This is a genomic window from Thermosyntropha sp. (assembly GCF_017656155.1).
Taxonomy (GTDB): domain Bacteria; phylum Bacillota; class Syntrophomonadia; order Syntrophomonadales; family Syntrophomonadaceae; genus Thermosyntropha.
In genome coordinates this window covers 72,470-89,452 of sequence record NZ_JACDOH010000002.1, presented here as the reverse complement: position 1 = coordinate 89,452, position 16,983 = coordinate 72,470, and the positions used below count along the sequence as shown (strand labels likewise).

15 protein-coding genes are annotated in these 16,983 nt (G+C 37.2%); 2 read left to right on the top strand and 13 right to left on the bottom strand.

Annotated elements, in window-relative coordinates; all coding sequences use genetic code 11:
* Positions 1 to 8: 8 nt before the first annotated feature.
* Complete coding sequence (locus H0Z36_RS02325) at positions 9 to 734, top strand: ATP-binding protein (RefSeq protein ID WP_296863535.1); 726 nt, start codon at positions 9 to 11, stop codon at positions 732 to 734.
* A 65-nt stretch (positions 735 to 799) separates the two neighbouring features.
* On the top strand, positions 800 to 1,414 hold the full coding sequence (gene lexA, locus H0Z36_RS02320; RefSeq protein WP_296863533.1) for a transcriptional repressor LexA: 615 nt from the start codon (positions 800 to 802) through the stop codon (positions 1,412 to 1,414).
* Between the two features lie 32 nt (positions 1,415 to 1,446).
* Here the strand turns inward: lexA and glnA are convergent, their stop codons facing one another.
* From glnA to miaB, 13 genes are all read right to left on the bottom strand, one after another.
* Positions 1,447 to 2,775, bottom strand: a complete 1,329-nt coding sequence (gene glnA, locus H0Z36_RS02315; protein WP_296863531.1) for a type I glutamate--ammonia ligase — start codon at positions 2,773 to 2,775, stop codon at positions 1,447 to 1,449.
* A gap of 60 nt (positions 2,776 to 2,835) precedes the next feature.
* Complete coding sequence (locus tag H0Z36_RS02310; protein WP_296863529.1) at positions 2,836 to 3,321, bottom strand: DUF456 domain-containing protein; 486 nt, start codon at positions 3,319 to 3,321, stop codon at positions 2,836 to 2,838.
* A 46-nt stretch (positions 3,322 to 3,367) separates the two neighbouring features.
* Entirely contained in the window at positions 3,368 to 4,600 is a 1,233-nt protein-coding gene (locus H0Z36_RS02305) for a methionine gamma-lyase family protein (protein ID WP_366508838.1), read from the bottom strand.
* Positions 4,601 to 4,628: 28 nt separating this feature from the next.
* Entirely contained in the window at positions 4,629 to 5,516 is an 888-nt protein-coding gene (locus H0Z36_RS02300) for an AAA family ATPase (RefSeq protein WP_296863527.1), read from the bottom strand.
* Positions 5,517 to 5,641: 125 nt separating this feature from the next.
* Positions 5,642 to 5,887 carry an RNA chaperone Hfq gene (gene hfq, locus H0Z36_RS02295; RefSeq protein WP_296863526.1) on the bottom strand — a complete coding sequence of 82 codons (246 nt, stop codon included), beginning with the start codon at positions 5,885 to 5,887 and terminating at the stop codon, positions 5,642 to 5,644.
* A 47-nt stretch (positions 5,888 to 5,934) separates the two neighbouring features.
* A complete protein-coding gene (gene miaA, locus H0Z36_RS02290; RefSeq protein ID WP_296863524.1) occupies positions 5,935 to 6,903 on the bottom strand; it encodes a tRNA (adenosine(37)-N6)-dimethylallyltransferase MiaA in 969 nt (322 codons plus the stop codon).
* On the bottom strand, positions 6,884 to 7,678 hold the full coding sequence (locus tag H0Z36_RS02285) for a class I SAM-dependent methyltransferase (protein ID WP_296863522.1): 795 nt from the start codon (positions 7,676 to 7,678) through the stop codon (positions 6,884 to 6,886). Before H0Z36_RS02285 ends, miaA begins: the two co-directional genes overlap by 20 nt.
* A 4-nt stretch (positions 7,679 to 7,682) precedes the next feature.
* Positions 7,683 to 9,440: a DNA mismatch repair endonuclease MutL gene (gene mutL, locus H0Z36_RS02280; protein WP_296863520.1), complete on the bottom strand. Its 1,758-nt coding sequence runs from the start codon at positions 9,438 to 9,440 to the stop codon at positions 7,683 to 7,685.
* Between the two features lies 1 nt (position 9,441).
* The gene (locus H0Z36_RS02275; protein WP_296863518.1) at positions 9,442 to 10,791 is read right to left on the bottom strand and encodes a histone deacetylase; all 1,350 of its coding nucleotides are present in this window, start codon (positions 10,789 to 10,791) and stop codon (positions 9,442 to 9,444) included.
* A complete protein-coding gene (locus H0Z36_RS02270; RefSeq protein WP_296863516.1) occupies positions 10,788 to 12,467 on the bottom strand; it encodes a hydantoinase/oxoprolinase family protein in 1,680 nt (559 codons plus the stop codon). Before H0Z36_RS02270 ends, H0Z36_RS02275 begins: the two co-directional genes overlap by 4 nt.
* Before the next feature lie 16 nt (positions 12,468 to 12,483).
* Positions 12,484 to 15,060: a DNA mismatch repair protein MutS gene (gene mutS, locus H0Z36_RS02265; RefSeq protein ID WP_296863514.1), complete on the bottom strand. Its 2,577-nt coding sequence runs from the start codon at positions 15,058 to 15,060 to the stop codon at positions 12,484 to 12,486.
* A 93-nt stretch (positions 15,061 to 15,153) separates the two neighbouring features.
* The gene (locus tag H0Z36_RS02260; RefSeq protein ID WP_296863512.1) at positions 15,154 to 15,537 is read right to left on the bottom strand and encodes a YlbF family regulator; all 384 of its coding nucleotides are present in this window, start codon (positions 15,535 to 15,537) and stop codon (positions 15,154 to 15,156) included.
* A gap of 31 nt (positions 15,538 to 15,568) precedes the next feature.
* Entirely contained in the window at positions 15,569 to 16,909 is a 1,341-nt protein-coding gene (miaB, locus tag H0Z36_RS02255) for a tRNA (N6-isopentenyl adenosine(37)-C2)-methylthiotransferase MiaB (protein ID WP_296863510.1), read from the bottom strand.
* Positions 16,910 to 16,983: the final 74 nt, after the last annotated feature.

The following is a 16,983-nucleotide window of genomic DNA, read 5'->3' as shown; positions in this document are numbered from 1 at the left end:
GAGGAAACATGAGCACCAGACGTATCAAGCACATTTTCAGAAAAATTCGCGATGCCAATCTTAAATATAATCTAATTGAAGATGGAGACATAGTCGCAACAGGAATGTCAGGAGGTAAAGACAGTCTTGCTCTGCTTTACTTCCTGAATTTACTTAAGAAATATACTCCTCTTAATTTTGAATTAAAGCCTATCTACATAGATTTGGGATTTAACAATGACTTTGAACCTTTAGATAAATTTTGCAATAAACTTAGTTTACCGCTCATTATTGAACCTACCAACATAGGCAAAATTGTATTTGAAATGCGAAAAGAAAAAAGCCCCTGCTCCTTATGTGCCAACTTGCGCAGGGGGGCACTGAACCGGGTAGCCAAAAACAACGACTGCAATAAGGTAGCTTTAGGTCATCATCTCGATGATGTGGTAATTACTATGTTTATGTCTATGCTTTATGAAGGACGATATAATGTTTTCAAACCAAAAACTTATTTAGATCGGATGGACATAACCGTTATTCGCCCTATGATATATGTTAAAGAAAAAGACATTGAACTTATTACGAGAGAATTAAACTTCTCGCCGGTAAAAAACATGTGCCCGGTAAATGGTAAAACTAAAAGACATGAAATTAAAGAACTGCTGGAAACTATTGAAAGATTACATCCCGGTGCCAAACAAAGATTTTTAGACAGCATTGAAAATATAAACCCAGAGAGTTTTTGGATTTCTTGAAGCGAACATTTGTTTTTCCATCTGTTCATATGTTATAATCTATATAAAACACTGGAGGTAAGCTGATGGGTGAAAATGCAAACTTAACAAAAAGACAGGAAGCTATTCTTGAATATATAAAAGAAAAAATAAGAACTACCGGCTATCCTCCTTCAGTCAGAGAGATAGCTGAAGCTGTAGGTTTAAAATCAAGCTCAACAGTACATGCTCATCTTGTACAATTAGAAGAAAAAGGATATCTAAAGCGTGATGCTGCCAAAACCCGGGCTATTATTCCCGTAGATCAGGAACCTAAAATAATAGGAGAAGTAATTTCTCTGCCTCTTATCGGCAGTGTAGCAGCAGGCACCCCTATACTCGCAGAACAGAATATAGAAGACTATATTCCAGTTCCAGCCGGTTTTGTAGGAACTGGAACTCATTTTGTTCTTAAAGTTAAGGGTGACAGTATGATCGAAGCGGGTATTCTGGATGGAGACTATCTTATAGTTCGGCAACAGTCTTATGCAGCCAATGGAGAAATTGTCGTAGCTTTACTGGAAAATGAAGCAACCGTAAAAAGAATATTTATAAGAGATAACTATATAGAACTTCGTCCGGAGAACAGCGCTTTAGAACCTATCATTGCCCAGAATGTGCAAATCGCAGGAAAAGTTACCGGTCTTTTACGTAAAATGTAAATCAGCCAGGCGATCCCTGGCTGATTTTAATATTAAAATTTCTCAAGATATTCGTTTATTTCCCAATCATAAACCCGTGTGTTATAGTTTTCCCATTCTTTTATCTTGGCCTTTACAAAACGCGTGAAGATATGTTCGCCTAACGCCTCTTTTATAACCTCATCCTTGTTAAGCTCATCTATAGCTTCATATAAATTTTCCGGCAAAGATTCTATATTTTTGGAACGGCGCGCTTCTAAATCCATTTCATAAATATTTTCTTCAACAGGAGGGGGAACTTCCAGTTTGTTTTTTATTCCGTCTAATCCTGCCTTAAGTATAACTGCCAATCCTAAGTATGGATTGCAGGTAGGATCAGGATTGCGAATTTCAATTCTGGTTCCAATTCCCCGCCGTGCCGGAATTCTTATTAAAGGACTCCGGTTTCTGTAAGACCAAGCAATGTAAACCGGTGCTTCATAGCCAGGTACTAGGCGCTTGTATGAATTTACCGTAGGATTAGTTATAGCACAAATTGCCTTGGCATGTTTTAACACGCCTGCGATAAAATACCTGCATATATCGCTCAATCCGTCAGGAGCATCAGGATCATAAAAAACATTCTTTCCATCTTTAAAAAGCGAACAGTGTAGATGCATACCCGATCCGGCAATACCGTAAACAGGTTTAGGCATAAAAGTAGCATGAAGACCATGTCTCTGCGCTACTGTTCTTACTACTATGCGAAAAGATATGATATTATCAGCTGTTGTCAAAGCATCTTTATACTTAAAATCAATTTCATGCTGTCCTGGAGCTACTTCATGATGTGCTGCTTCTATTTCAAATCCAATGCTCTGCAAAGTCTCAACCATATCTCTTCTTGCTTCCTCTCCCTTATCTACCGGAGGAAGGTCAAAATAGCTCGCTTTGTCATTGGTTATTAAGGTAGGTGAACCTTTTTCATCTAACTGAAACAAGAAAAATTCCGGTTCAGGCCCCACATACATAGTGTAACCTGATTCTTCGGCTTCTTTAATAACCTTCTTCAAAACATAACGCGGGGAACCTGTAAAAGGCTTATTATCCGAATCATAAACATCACATATAAGCCTTGCAGTTTTGCCACTGGATACCTGGCTTTTCCACGGTAAAACCAGAAAAGTATTTAAATCCGGCTTTAAATACATATCTGATTCTTCAATTCTTACAAACCCTTCAATAGAAGAACCGTCAAACATAAGTTCTCCGTCTAACGCTTTTTCCAACTGGTCAACTGTGATAGAAACGCTTTTGTGTACTCCAAGAATATCGGTAAGCTGCAGTCTTATAAACCGGACATTTTCTTCTTTAACTATTTTTAATATTTCTTCCCTAGTCATATAACCCCTCCAGAAGATTGCTAACTATATTAGAGTAGCACTTTTATCCTTCTATTGCAATTAAAATACTTTTATGACAAATATCAAAATCATAGTAAGAGCTAACATTATATTAAATAACATACTGGAAACTATACCAGCTACTGCACCTATTCCTGCCTTTACCGCCATGTTAAAATCCTTATTTTTTAAGTATTCAAAAAGAGCTGCTCCCAGCCAGGGGAAAATAAATATGCCCAAGGGTGGTAAAATAAAAATTCCGATCACAGCACCTATAACAGCTCCTGCTGTTCCACAAGAACTTGAGCCAAAACGCTTGGCTCCTAAAACAGTAGCAATATAATTAATAAAAACAGACAGAATTGTAAGAACTGCAAAGAAGGCTATCCATTTGGGAGTTATTACATGGAAGCCTTCATACCAGGCATAAGCAGTAATAGAGATAAATATCAAGGGAATCCCTGGAATAAGAGGCAAAAAAGTGCCCAATAACCCCATAAACATAAAAATAAGTACAATAATCAGGACAATCATTTCTGTATTCATATAATCCTCCCTTATTTACACCAGAGAAACTGCTTTTAAAATAACCTCATTCCTTAAATATAAGCTCGTCCAACAATTTAGCCGTAACATAGCGAACATGTTCATAAGTTAAACCACCCTGAACATAAACACAATAAGGAAAACGAAGTGGTGCATCACATGACAGCTCAATCGATGATCCCTGAATAAAAGTACCTGCTGCCATCACTACCTTATCATCGTATCCCGGCATAGTGGCATATTCAAGTTTTACATCACTATCTACCGGTGAATTGCTCTGGACAATCTGACAAAACTTCAAAACTTCTTCCGGACTGTTAAGTTCTATTGCCTGTACAATATCAGCTCTTTTTTCTTGCCAGGCAGGATAAACTTTATATCCATACTTTTCAAAAATATAGGCTAATAACACTGCTCCTTTCAAAGCCTGTAGAACTATATGAGGAGCCATAAAAAGCCCCTGATAAAAAAAGCGATTGCTTATAAGGCTAGCTCCCAATTCTTTGCCTAGGCCAGGTGCAGTAAGATGATAAGAAATCTGTTCTATAAGCTGTTTCCTTCCCACAATATATCCTCCGGAAGGAGCCAGCCCCCCTCCCGGATTTTTTATAAGTGATCCAGCCACAATATCTGCTCCTACCTGGCTGGGCTCGACTATATCAGTAAATTCTCCATAACAGTTATCCACCATGATTATAGTTTCAGGATTGGCTTTCTTTATAATTTCAATCAATTCTCCAATCTGTTCTACTGTAAGGGGAGGCCTTAAGCTATAACCACGCGAACGCTGAATTAATGCCATTTTAGTCTTAGAAGTTATATTTAAAGCTATATTATAAGCATCAGGCTTACCATTCGGGGTAAGTTCTACTTCTTTATATATCACACCTTTATCTATTAAGGTGCCAGGCATAGAATTATTTTTCCCTATTATGCTCTGTAAAGTATCATAAGGAGAACCAACGACAGAAACCAGTTCATCTCCCTGCCTTAATATTCCAAATAAGCAGGCAGAAATAGCATGAGTACCTGAAACTATCTGTCCCCTCACCAAAGCATCTTCTGTTTCGAAAATATCAGCATATATCTCTTCTAATACATCACGCCCTAGATCACCATAACCATATCCAGAGGATGGACTAAAATTAATATCTCTTACATGGTATTTTTTAAAAGCTTCCAGTATCTTAACCTGATTATGATAAACAATCTCCTCTAATTCTATAAATCTGTATCTTAATTCGTGTTCTGCCTTTCTTATTATATCTATTGCCTGCAAGGTTATTACTCTCCTTTGAACCAAAATATTAACTCTGTATACTTGATGGATCAGGTAAGTCCTGTTCTTCAATAATCATAAGTTCACGACGGGTAAGATGTTCCTTGTCTACCAGTCGCAAAGCCTGAAGCCTTATCGATTTTTCTACTAAATTCCTGACAAATCTGGCGTTGCCGCTGTGAGGATGACGGTTTTGCACGAATTGATTCAATATATTCTTAAGCTTCCAGCGGCAGCGGCCTGTAAGATCATAATCCCTTTCCTCATACATCTTTAAGGCAATTTGAAAAAGTTCATCAGCTTCATAATCATTAAATTGGATTTGAATAGGGAATCTGGATCTTAATCCAGGATTGGAAAGCAGAAAGCGATCCATTTCATTTGAATATCCTGCCAGTATTATTATAAGATTATCCCGACAATCCTCCATAGCTTTAACCAGGGTAGCTATTGCTTCCTTACCAAAATCTTTATTACCTCCCTGAGCTAAAGTATAAGCCTCATCTATAAATAGAATTCCCCCCAACGATTTCTTGATAATTTCCCTGGTTTTTTGAGCAGTATGCCCAATATATTCTCCAACCAGGTCTGCTCTTTCCACCTCGATTAGATGTCCTTTAGACAAAACTCCAATTTCATTAAATATGCTTCCTAATATACGGGCTACGGTAGTTTTTCCTGTTCCGGGATTTCCTTTAAATATCATGTGTAGTGCAGCTGAAGATGTTTTAAGATTCAGCTTCGCTCTTTTATTTTGTACCAGAGCAAAGGCAGTAATTTCTGCTATGTTTTTTTTTACTTCTTTTAACCCAATGAGTTTTTCCAACTCCTCAAAGGCATCCGTACGCGAGAATATTGGGTTTTCACCTTCTATCTTAACTGCATTTAGTCCTGCACTTTTTTCCTTAAACTTCATAGATATTTCCAAAAAATATCACCACTTCCTGTTATTTTGTTTATGCATAATAACCCTTTCTGCGTTTATTATATGAAAAAAGGCTAAAAGTGGTGATACCAAAAGAATAACCCGGAGTATCCGGGTTATTCTTCACCTTTATTTTCCATGTTAATCGATCCAATAGGCTTAACTGGTGCGATGGTAGATATGGCATGTTTATAGACCATCTGCTGTTTTCCATCTATCTCAACTACCACTGTAAAATTATCAAAACCTTTTACCATTCCTTTCAACTGAAACCCGTTTATCAAGAAAATGGTTACCGGCACCCTTTCCTTCCGCACCTGATTTAAAAAAGCGTCCTGCAAATTCAACTGGTTTTTACTCATCTCCATATACCTCCATTCAAAATATCTCTATCTATTACAAAAAAATTCTACACCGGACATAATTGTCCTTCTATATAATTCGAAATTTTTTTGGCAAGCTCTTCTTTGGAAATAAATTCAGAGACATTAAACCACGATATACGCTTATCTTTTTTAAACCAGGTCCACTGCCTTTTAGCATAATGTCTGGTTTCCCTTTTTATTTCATTAATCAGTTCTTCTTTGGTTAAAAAACCTTCTAAATAATACAATACCTGTTTATAACCTAAACCCTGCATTGAATTAAAAGTCAAATCATACCCTTTTTTCCACAACTCATAAACCTCGTCAATCAACCCTTTTTTTATCATCTCCTCTACCCTATAATTAATGCGTTTATAAAGTTCATTTCTTTCCATATATAATCCTACCACAGCTAAATTATAACAGGAAATATCCCTAGTTTGAAATTTGGAAAAAGGTTTTCCTGTAATTTCAAATACTTCTAAAGCCCTTATGATTCTTTTTTTATCATTGGGGCTTATTATTTTAGAATAATCAGGATCTACTACCCTCAGATATTCATAAGCAAAAGCTAAACCTCTTTTCTCTATTAAATCTTCCCATTTACGGCGCACTTCCTGTCTGGAATGCATAGGCAAAAAATGATAATCATCTACCACCGCTTGATAGTAAAGTCCTGTTCCTCCTACCAAAATAGGGATTTTCCCATTTTTATTTATATCAGCTATAATTTTTTTAACTTCCCTTTGATAATCCGCCACACTATAATTAACCCCGGGGTCAACTATATCTATCATATGATGTTTTATCCGCAGCCTTTCTTCTTTTCCTACTTTCGCAGTTCCTATATCCATTCCCTTATATATCTGCATCGAATCACAGGAAATAATTTCTCCACCGATTTTCTCAGCTACCATTATCGATACTTCTGTCTTGCCTATCGCAGTTGGACCTACTATAGCTGCCAGTTTTAACAATTCTTTTACCCCCAGATTAAATACCTTTTTTCTCAATTACACCATAAGCTATTTTATTATTAGGATTCCCGCATATTTTTTCAAAACCTAAACGGGCAAATTCTCCGCTTGAAAAAATCTCCTTCATTACCACCCGCTTGCGGGCAACTCGGACAGCTTCTTTTATACTTTCACGGTCTACCGGCTCCGGATTAGCAAGAAACCTTAAAGGAGATATAGGCTGACTTCTAAGCACTGGTTTCCTGAACATAGGATCAAAATAAACTATATCAAAAGAATTATCTGCCAATTTTTTAAGATAAACCCGGTAGTCTTCATTTAAAACTTCTATCCTTTTTATCGCTTGATTCAACCATTGCATAGGAGATTTATACATTTTCATACCCCACTTAACTAGAGCAGCAGCTACCATTGAATACTCAAGTCCTACTACCCTGCCCCGGGGAGCAAAATAAGAGGCCACTACCGCATCAGAACCTAAACCTAAAGTACAATCCAGAACCTCATCATCTTCTCTTAAATCAAAAGCCTTTATTAAAGGATCGAAAGTTCCAAATTTTCTGTAATTAGAAATCCTGTTTTTAGCCATGCTAGGATGATAGAAAAATTCAACATTTTCGTCTATATAAAGAACTGGTCCGGTATCTTTCCAAACAATAACCCCATCTGCATTATGTTCCCTTTTCAGCTTTTCTAAGCTTTTTCCCTTTCGAGGGACAAACTTAATCCCAGTTTCACCCAAAAAATCACAAAATTCTTCTGTAAGAGAAGATGCTGCTTTTGACTGAGTAGTTGTTGCTATTACCCGCATTTCTCTACCTCTTGAATAATTTATCTAAATCTTCCCTTTTCATTTTTAACATGGTAGGACGACCATGGGGACAATTCTTATAGTCTGAAGTTTCCCATAAAGCATCAATAATTTCCTGCATTTCTGAAAAACTTAAGTCTTCCCCTGCCTTAACCGCTTTTTTGCAGGCTATCACAGCTATAATCTTATCTAAAACAACAGTATTTTTTCCTTCTTCTAAAAAGGATAAAATTTCTTCTATAATATCCGCCTCTTTTCCATCTGCAAATGAAGGTGCAGAACGTAAAACAACCGAATTATAGCCTAATATGTCCAGAACAAATCCCAGTTCATTTAAAAAAGCCAAATTTTGCTCTAATACCTCTATTTTATCTGCTGAAAACTGCAAAGACAAAGGAATAACCATGTTTTGAGATATATCTGAACTCTCTGCATACATTTTTTTCAATTTTTCGAACCATATCCGCTCATGGGCAGCATGCTGATCTACTATATATAAAGCATCATCTTTTTCAATTAAGATATAGCTTTTTAAAACCTGCCCTAAAATTTTATTATCCTGACCCATGTCATATGATTTATCAATTGTAACATGACTTACCGCATTATTTTTTCTTACACCTTTTTTATCGTCCTTATCCGCCCAGAAATCTGAAAAATAAGAATCTTCAGATTTTTCACTTATATAAGTTTTTATATCTTCCTTGTTCGCTTTTTCTTCTCGGTATTCGATGTGATCATTTTTTTCAGGTAAAACAGAAAATCTCCAGGTTGCTTCATATTCCAACTTATTTAAATGTTCACGCAGGACTTGATATATCAGGCGAAAAATCTCCTGTTCATCCTGAAAGCGCACTTCCATCTTTTGTGGATGAACATTGACATCTACCTTTTCCGGTGGCATAGTTATTGACAAAATTATTACTGGATATTCCCTTGAAACTAAAAGCCCCTGATATGCAGTATCAACTGCCCGATAAAGCAAATTGCTCCTTATTGGCCTTCGGTTAACAAAAAAAAGCTGATTTTTGCGATTGTTCCTTTTTACATCCGGTCGGGAAATAAGCCCGGTAATATTGTAATTTTCCCCATTATATTTTACATCTATAAGGGGAGTTAAAAATTCACTCCCATATACAGCAAGGACTGCATCACGTAAGCTCCCGTTACCTGGGGTTTTAAAATATACTTTCTTATCACTGCGGTAAGTAAAAGAAATATAAGGATGACTTAAAGCATATTTGGACATAAGATCAAAAATCTGTGCATTTTCACTTATCGGAGATTTTAAAAATTTTCTTCGGGCAGGAGTATTGTAAAATATATTTTTAACTACTATTCTGGTTCCTTTAGGACATGGATAATAATCAATACTGACTAATTTTCCTCCTTCAAAATGTGCAAAAACTCCGGCTTCATTTCCAGTCGAACTGTAAACATCAACCCGGGACACCGAAGCTATGCTGGGAAGGGCTTCCCCTCTAAAGCCCATAGTCACAATATTAAATAAATCATCTTCTGTCTGTATTTTACTGGTTGCATGGCGCATAAAAGCCAAGGGAATTTCTTCCCGGCTCATTCCCGCTCCATCATCTTCTACTTCAATTTCTTCCATTCCAGCCCCAATAACTTTGACGGTAATATTTTGTGCTCCAGCATCAATAGCATTCTCAACTAATTCCTTAACTACTGAGGCCGGTCTTTCAATAACTTCACCGGCAGCAATTTTATTTATCAAATCATCATCTAAAAGCTTAATCATATTACAAAACCTTCTCTATCCCTGAATTCTTATTTAAGCTTATATATTCATCATTAATACGATCCTGTAGATATACTATATCATAAAAACTGCTGACAGAGATATCTTTATATGCCCGAAGCGCTTCACTATGGCAGCTATCACAGCAGTTTACCGGAATCGAAACACAGTATATATGATAACTTTTGCCGTCACGATGGCGCGCTTTAGAATCTATGAGGCGGTAACCTGGACAATTCGGGCATAGGCGCAGTTTATTAATTTGACTTTCATAAATATATTCAGTGTCATAAAAAATGCTTTTTTCTTCTACATAAAACTTCTCACCGGCTTTTTCATACTGTTCAGCAACAGTTTCATTCCGTTTCTGATATACAGAAAGTTGCTTTTCTACCAGCCTTTTCAAATATTCCAGATGAGAAGAAGACTCCCTAAACCTCTGCGGATTATAATCAGGTTCTCTGAGGTTGCTGAAATCAAGTCCTGCCATAGCCATAATTATCCCCATATTAATATATGGAAGGGCAGTTTCAACTGAATATCCTCCTTCTAAGACTGCAACATCCGGTTTTAGCTTATGATTTAATAAGGCATAACCCTGCGCTGTAAAACACATATCAGCCAAAGGATCAGTGTAGTGGTTATCCTGTCCGGCTGAATTTACTATAAGGTCGGGCTTAAAATCGTTTAGAACAGGCAAAACCAGATTATCTAAAACATAATGGATTTCTTCATCAGTAGTGCGGGGAAGCAGGGGAATATTGATAGTAGCTCCATAACCCCTCCCATTGCCAAGCTCATTTGTAAAGCCGGTGCCGGGATATAAAGTCCTGCCATCCTGGTGAAAAGATATAAATAAAACATCAGGGTCATTGTAATATATCTCCTGGGTACCATCACCATGGTGAACATCAGTATCTATAACAGCAATCTTTTTCAATCTATATTTTTTTCTTAAATACTCTATCATTATGGCTTCATTGTTTATATTGCAAAAACCCCGATTGCCATGACTCACGGTCATAGAATGATGTCCCGGCGGTCTTATTATGGCAAAGCCGTTTTTTATCTCGCCCTGCATAAAGGCATCAGCCAGTTTAATTGCAGACCCTGCAGCAATTAAGTGGGCTTCCGTTATGCTTTTTTCAATGTCCGGAACACAAAAATGCACCCGGGCAATATCTTTAAATAAAGCTAAAGCTGGTTTATATTCTTTAATCTGCGGAAGATCCAAAATGCCTTCTTCAAAAAGCTGATCTCTGGTATACAAAAGCCTTTCTTCTCTTTCCGGATGTGTAGGCGATATAGCCCAATCAAAAGCAGGAAAAAATAAAATGCCGGTAGGTTTCATGAAACTACCCCCTTATATTCAGGTATAAATCCAGGGGAAATCTGCACCTCTATATCAAATATTTTTCCTACCCTGTCCCAACCTCTTATAATATTAAACTGCTCCTCCTGATAAAATACAAAATCATTGATATAATCGGCCATTCCCCTTTCTTCACCGAATTTTTTCATAAAATGTAAAGCTAAATTTTTAGCATCTTCCAGTTGAAAATTCTCTGCTTTTTCTAAAACAGTAACAATTCCACCAGGATCAACAGAAGCAATCCTTTGTGCAGTATCTATATGCAAATTTACCGTTAATGTAGGTCTGGCTACTGCAGCCCCCAAGGCATTGGCTGTGGGGGAATAGGTATGGAGGAAATAAGGTAGATTCATTTTTTCAGACAGAACCGGAATTATTGCCTTTGAAGCTGCTCCTATTCCAATCAGCCGGTCGGGAATAAATTTTCTTTTGTTTATAACTTCCCACACCTTATAAGCCGGCTCATTTTCCCATTCTTTGAACATATTATTAATAGCATTAGAAAGAGTGCCTATTACCATCTCAACTACTTCATCGCATATTACATCAATATCTTTACCTGAGGAAATACTCAACTCATACAAGGCTTTATGTGAAAATTCGGGATTTCCTATATTAAGATTATATTTTAAATTAAAAGCATCTGTAACTGTAGGCTTCATTCCTCCTAAGCAGGCGGCTGCCCCTTCACGATAAGGGGCAACTTTAACTTTCCCTTCTTCAAAATATACTAGGCTATCCCCACCTAAAGGCACTGAATGAACAGCAAAGGCATTTACATGAGTATAATTTCCATTTATTAAAGCCCCTTTTGAAGCGTACAGCGGATTGCCTTCTATCAGGAGAGATATATCGGAAGTTGTGCCCCCTATATCAATAACGACTGAATTTTTATTATCCATGGTAAGAGCTGCCCCTCCCATGGTGCTAGCAGCTGGACCAGAAAAGACTGTTTCACAAGGGATTTGTAAAGATTTTTCTAAAGGAATCGTTCCTCCATCTGCTTTTAAAACATCTACCGGCGCTTTAATTCCTCTGGCCTTAAGAGCTGCTTTTATTTCTTCTGCGAAAGTGTGCCATTCTTTTGCCGTCATAGCCGTAAAATACGTAGTAGCAGCCCTTCTGGGAAAATTAAGCTTATTTACTACCTCTGAAGAAATAACTACAGAACTTTCCGGATAATATTTCAGGCACAAGTCCTTAACTATTTTCTCATGTTTATTATTGCGGTTAGAAAACTTTCCCGCCACTGCTATCCGCTTTATTCCCGACGATTTGACAGTTTTTAAACAGTTTATAACTTCATTTTCATTAATTTTTTCGATCTCTCTCCCTCTGAAGTCGATACTACCGCCTAAAAAAAATGTGTTTTCAGATATATCATAAAGCTCATGGGGAAGCCCATGCCCTGGCAGTAATATCAACGCTGTTTTTTCCCCACCCCCGGTGGCAATTATATTGGTAACCAGGGTAGTACTTATTACTAGACGCTGTATTTTTTCCTTTCTAGAAACAATAAGTTCATCTAAAACTTCCAATATGCTGGATTTTATGTCATCAGTCCGGGTAGTTTTCTTGGCTGTCTTTTCTATCCTGCCTTTTTCATAAACTACTCCGTCGGTATAAGTTCCCCCTACATCAATACCGATTATCATCTTAATTCCCCCCTTTTTAAACCATCTTCTTCAAGCGATAAAGCATTAAAAGAGCCTCCTTAGGCGTAATCTCGTCGGGATTAATTTTTCTAATCTCTTCAATCACTGGGTGTTCTTCAGGGAATAAATCCATCTGAACCATATTAAATTCAGTTTGCTCTTCCTTCTTCTTCTCTTCAAGATGAGCTAAAATTTCTTCTGCTCTCTTATTTATCTTTTCCGGTAAACCAGCCAGTTTAGCTACATGAATTCCATAGCTTTTATCTGCTTTTCCAGGTAAAACTTTTTTTAAAAAAATTACATTTTCCCCCGACTCTTTAACTGAAACCGCCAGATTAAATACACTATCGTAATCATCTGCCAAGGAAGTAAGTTCATGATAATGAGTGGCAAATAAGGTCTTACACCCTATTTCTTCTATTATATATTCACTTACCGCCTGGGCAATACTGAGCCCATCATAAGTGCTGGTTCCGCGTCCTATTTCATCAAGTATAACTAAACTTGAAGGAGTAGCATTTTTTATAATATTGGCCACTTCTACCATTTCCACCATAAAGGTGCTTTGCCCTGCTGCCAAATCATCTGCGGCCCCTACCCGGGTAAAAATTTTATCCACTATTCCTATGCAGGCTTCTTTCGCCGGCACAAAGCTTCCTATTTGGGCCATAAGTATTATCAAAGCTGTTTGGCGCATAAAAGTACTTTTTCCGCCCATGTTAGGACCGGTTATTATAGCAAATCTGTGTTTGTCACTGTCAATATATAAGTCGTTGGGAACAAAACGCATATCCATCAGGGATTTTTCTACTACCGGATGACGACCATCCATGATTTTTATTACATCATCATAAGTTACAGCCGGCCTTACATAATTGTTTTGATAAGCTGCTTCAGCTAAACTGTAAAGCACATCTAAAACTGCAACCCTACGTGCAGTTTCCTGTATGCGTGCAATTTCCTTTCCTATTTTGCCTCTTATATTTAAAAACTCTTCATATTCCAGCTGACAGAGCCGTTCATTTGAACCTAATATCTTATCTTCATAATTTTTCAGCTCTTCGCAAATAAACCTTTCACAGTTAGCCAAGGTCTGTTTACGGTGATAATAAGGGGGAATCATGTCCAGATTAGCCTTTGTTACCTCAATATAGTAGCCGAAAACCTTATTAAAACCTACTTTTAAGTTTTTTATACCGGTTCGTTCCCTTTCCCGGTTTTCAAATTCTAAAAGCCAGTTTGAACCTTCTTTGGAAACAGCTCTCAACTCGTCGATTTCCTGTTTATAACCTGTTTTTATGATATTCCCTTCTTTTAATGTTAAAGGGGCATTTTCATCTATCGATTTTTCAATAAGGAAATATATGTCTTCTAAAATATCCAGTTTTCCTATTTGTTTAAGCAACTCTGCTTTGCAATCTTCAAGCACTTCCTTTATTTCTTTCAGTTTCAAGGCTGATTTTTTCAGAGCCAAAATATCCCGGGGATTTGCTATATCGCTGCCTATTTTTCCTGCAATCCTTTCCAAATCATAGATATCCCGTAAAATATCTCCCAGCTTTTTCCGAATTGTCAGATTATCTTTCAATTCCTCTACTGCATCAAGGCGTAAATTTATTATATCCAAATCACGCAAAGGTTGTTCAATCCAGGATTTTAATGTTCTTTTTCCCATAGAAGTTTGACATTTATCGATTATATATAGAAGAGAGCCTTCCCTGCGGTTGTCTCGAATAGCTGCGGTAAGTTCCAGATTTCTCCGGCTTGATAAATCGATTTCTACATATTTATTCAACTCATAAACCTTCAGCTCGCGAATATGTTTAAGGTTATTTTTTTGTGTTTGATTTAAAAAAGAAAGAATGGCAGCAGCTGCCCTTACACCAGCAGTAAAATCATTTATTCCCAGTTCAGCAAGTGAAAAAACTTTAAAATGATTCAGCAAAACCTCTTCTCCCTGAACGAAAGCAGGATCATCCGGATTGAAGAAGGTAAAAGATGTTTTTATAAATTTAAATTCACTTCCATTTTTTTCTTTTACTCCTAATTTGGTGTTTTCGGGCAGTAAACATTCCGCAGGGCGAATTCTTTCCATCTCACTTGCCAGCTTTATATAAGAGTCTTCTCCTTTTATTTCCGTCATCCAGAATTCTCCGGTTGATATATCTATATAAGAAAATCCTATAACACCAAGGTCATCAACAACTGCAGCCAGAAAATTATTAGTATTTTCTTCTAACATAATATCATCCAGAACTGTTCCGGGGGTAATTATCTTTACTACTTCTCTTTTCACTATTCCCTTAGCCTGGCCAGGATCTTCCATTTGCTCACATATAGCCACTTTATAACCTTTGTTTATAAGCTTCGCAATATAAGTATTCGCAGAGTGGTAAGGAACTCCACACATGGGTATTTTTTGTTCCCCTCCACCATCCCGGGCAGTAAGGACTATTTCTAATTCCCGGGCTGCGATTTTTGCGTCTTCAAAAAACATCTCATAGAAATCTCCTAACCGAAAAAAAAGAATGGCATCTTTGTGTTCTGCCTTTATTTTTAAATACTGCTCAATCATAGGGGTATATTTAGCCACTCTGATTTTTCCTCCCTGAAATTATTAATAATAAAGAAAGACTTAGCTATTACCTAAGTCTTTCTTTTTTAAAAATTTTTGTTTCTTTTACTCTTACTCTCCACAGCTTCCGTCGCAGGAACTGCATCCTCCAGAACATCCATCTCCAGCAATAGCCTGATTCATGGCAAAATAAACAGCCTGCATTAAATTATCAAACCTTTCCTGAGCTTTCATAAGCTCCTGCACCAGGACATTGCTGTTAAGCTGCTGTTCTAGAACAGCTAAATGATTTTCTTCATTTGAGGGAATAATAAGACCGCTGCTTTTCTTCTGCTCTGCTTTCATTCTTGCTTCCTGATAGCGCATAATCAGTTCATAGGCTTCCTGGTTTGCAACCAATTTTTCTTGAGCTGCCTTCAAAGCGGCAATCTCCTCAGAATGAGCAATGGAATCCCCCAGCTCAAAGGCTAACTTGATGATAGCTTCACTTGACAAAATAAATTCCTCCTATTTTTAAATATTAAGCTCAAACTAATTCCCCGAAAAGAGAAAAAGTTCTGGCTTCTGTTATTTTAACATTTATCAGTTTTCCAATTAAGTCTTCAGATCCAGAAAAAATAACTATGCGATTAGTTCGCGTACGCGAGGTAAGTTTATCTGGATCAGTTTTGCTGGGGCCTTCTACTAATACTTCCTGAACAGTTCCTTCTAAAGTTTTATTTATCTCGGTAGCGATTCCATACTGCAGTTCATTCAGCCTTTCAAGCCTTGCCTTTTTTACCTCTAAAGGCACCTGATCCTTAAATTCAGCCGCTTTGGTACCTGCCCGCGGTGAAAACATAAAGGTAAAAGCAGCATCAAACCGCACCTTTCTCACCATGTCCAGGGTATCTTCAAAATCCTCTTCGGTTTCTCCTGGAAATCCTACTATTATGTCAGTAGTAATAGCTATTCCCGGAACTTTTTCCCGTAATTTTCTCGTCAAGTTAAGGTAATATTCTCTGGTATAATGCCGGTTCATTCTCTCTAAAATACGGTTGCTCCCGGCCTGCATTGCTACATGGGCATGTTCGCATATTTTATGCTCAGAAGTCATAGTTTCTATAAGTTTATCTGACATATCTTTAGGATGAGAAGTAGTAAATCTTATGCGTTCAATACCCTCAATATCACAAACCATCTTCAAAAGGTCAGGAAAATCAACTTTCTCCTCCAAACCTCTGCCATAGGAATTGACATTTTGCCCTAAAAGGGTTACCTCTTTATATCCCTGACGGGATAGCTGTTTTATTTCTTTTATAATATCATCAGGTTTCCGGCTTCTTTCCCGCCCCCGGGTATAAGGGACAATGCAATAGCTGCAAAAATTATTGCAGCCAAACATAATATTAACAAATGCACTTATTCCTGACTGTCTCTTAGCAGGTAAATTTTCCACAATACCTTCCGCTTTTTCATAAACCCTTATCACAGGTTTCTTAGTAGTCAATACTTCTTCGATCAAAGATGGAAGTTCATGAATATTATAAGTACCGAATATTATGTCTACTCCTTGTTTCTTTAAAATAGCTCTGGCTTCAGGGGTCTGAGACATACATCCCCCAAAAGCAATAATAAGATCAGGATTTTTGCGTTTTAACCCTATAACTTCCCCTACTTTGCCAAAAACCTTATTCTCCGCAGAATGTCTTACACTGCAGGTATTGAAAACAATAAGGTCGGCTTCTCTTTCATCAACAGTTTCAACATAGCCCATTGCTTCCAAAAGTCCGGCTATAGTTTCGGAATCTCTGACATTCATCTGACAACCGTAAGTTAAAATAATAAACTTTTTATTGTTTCCGATTGCAGTATAACTTACCGCCATATAACCATCCCTCTTGCTGTAAATACTTCATTAAAATATTACCCTAATTTCGATGCAAATAAAAGTCTTAAGAC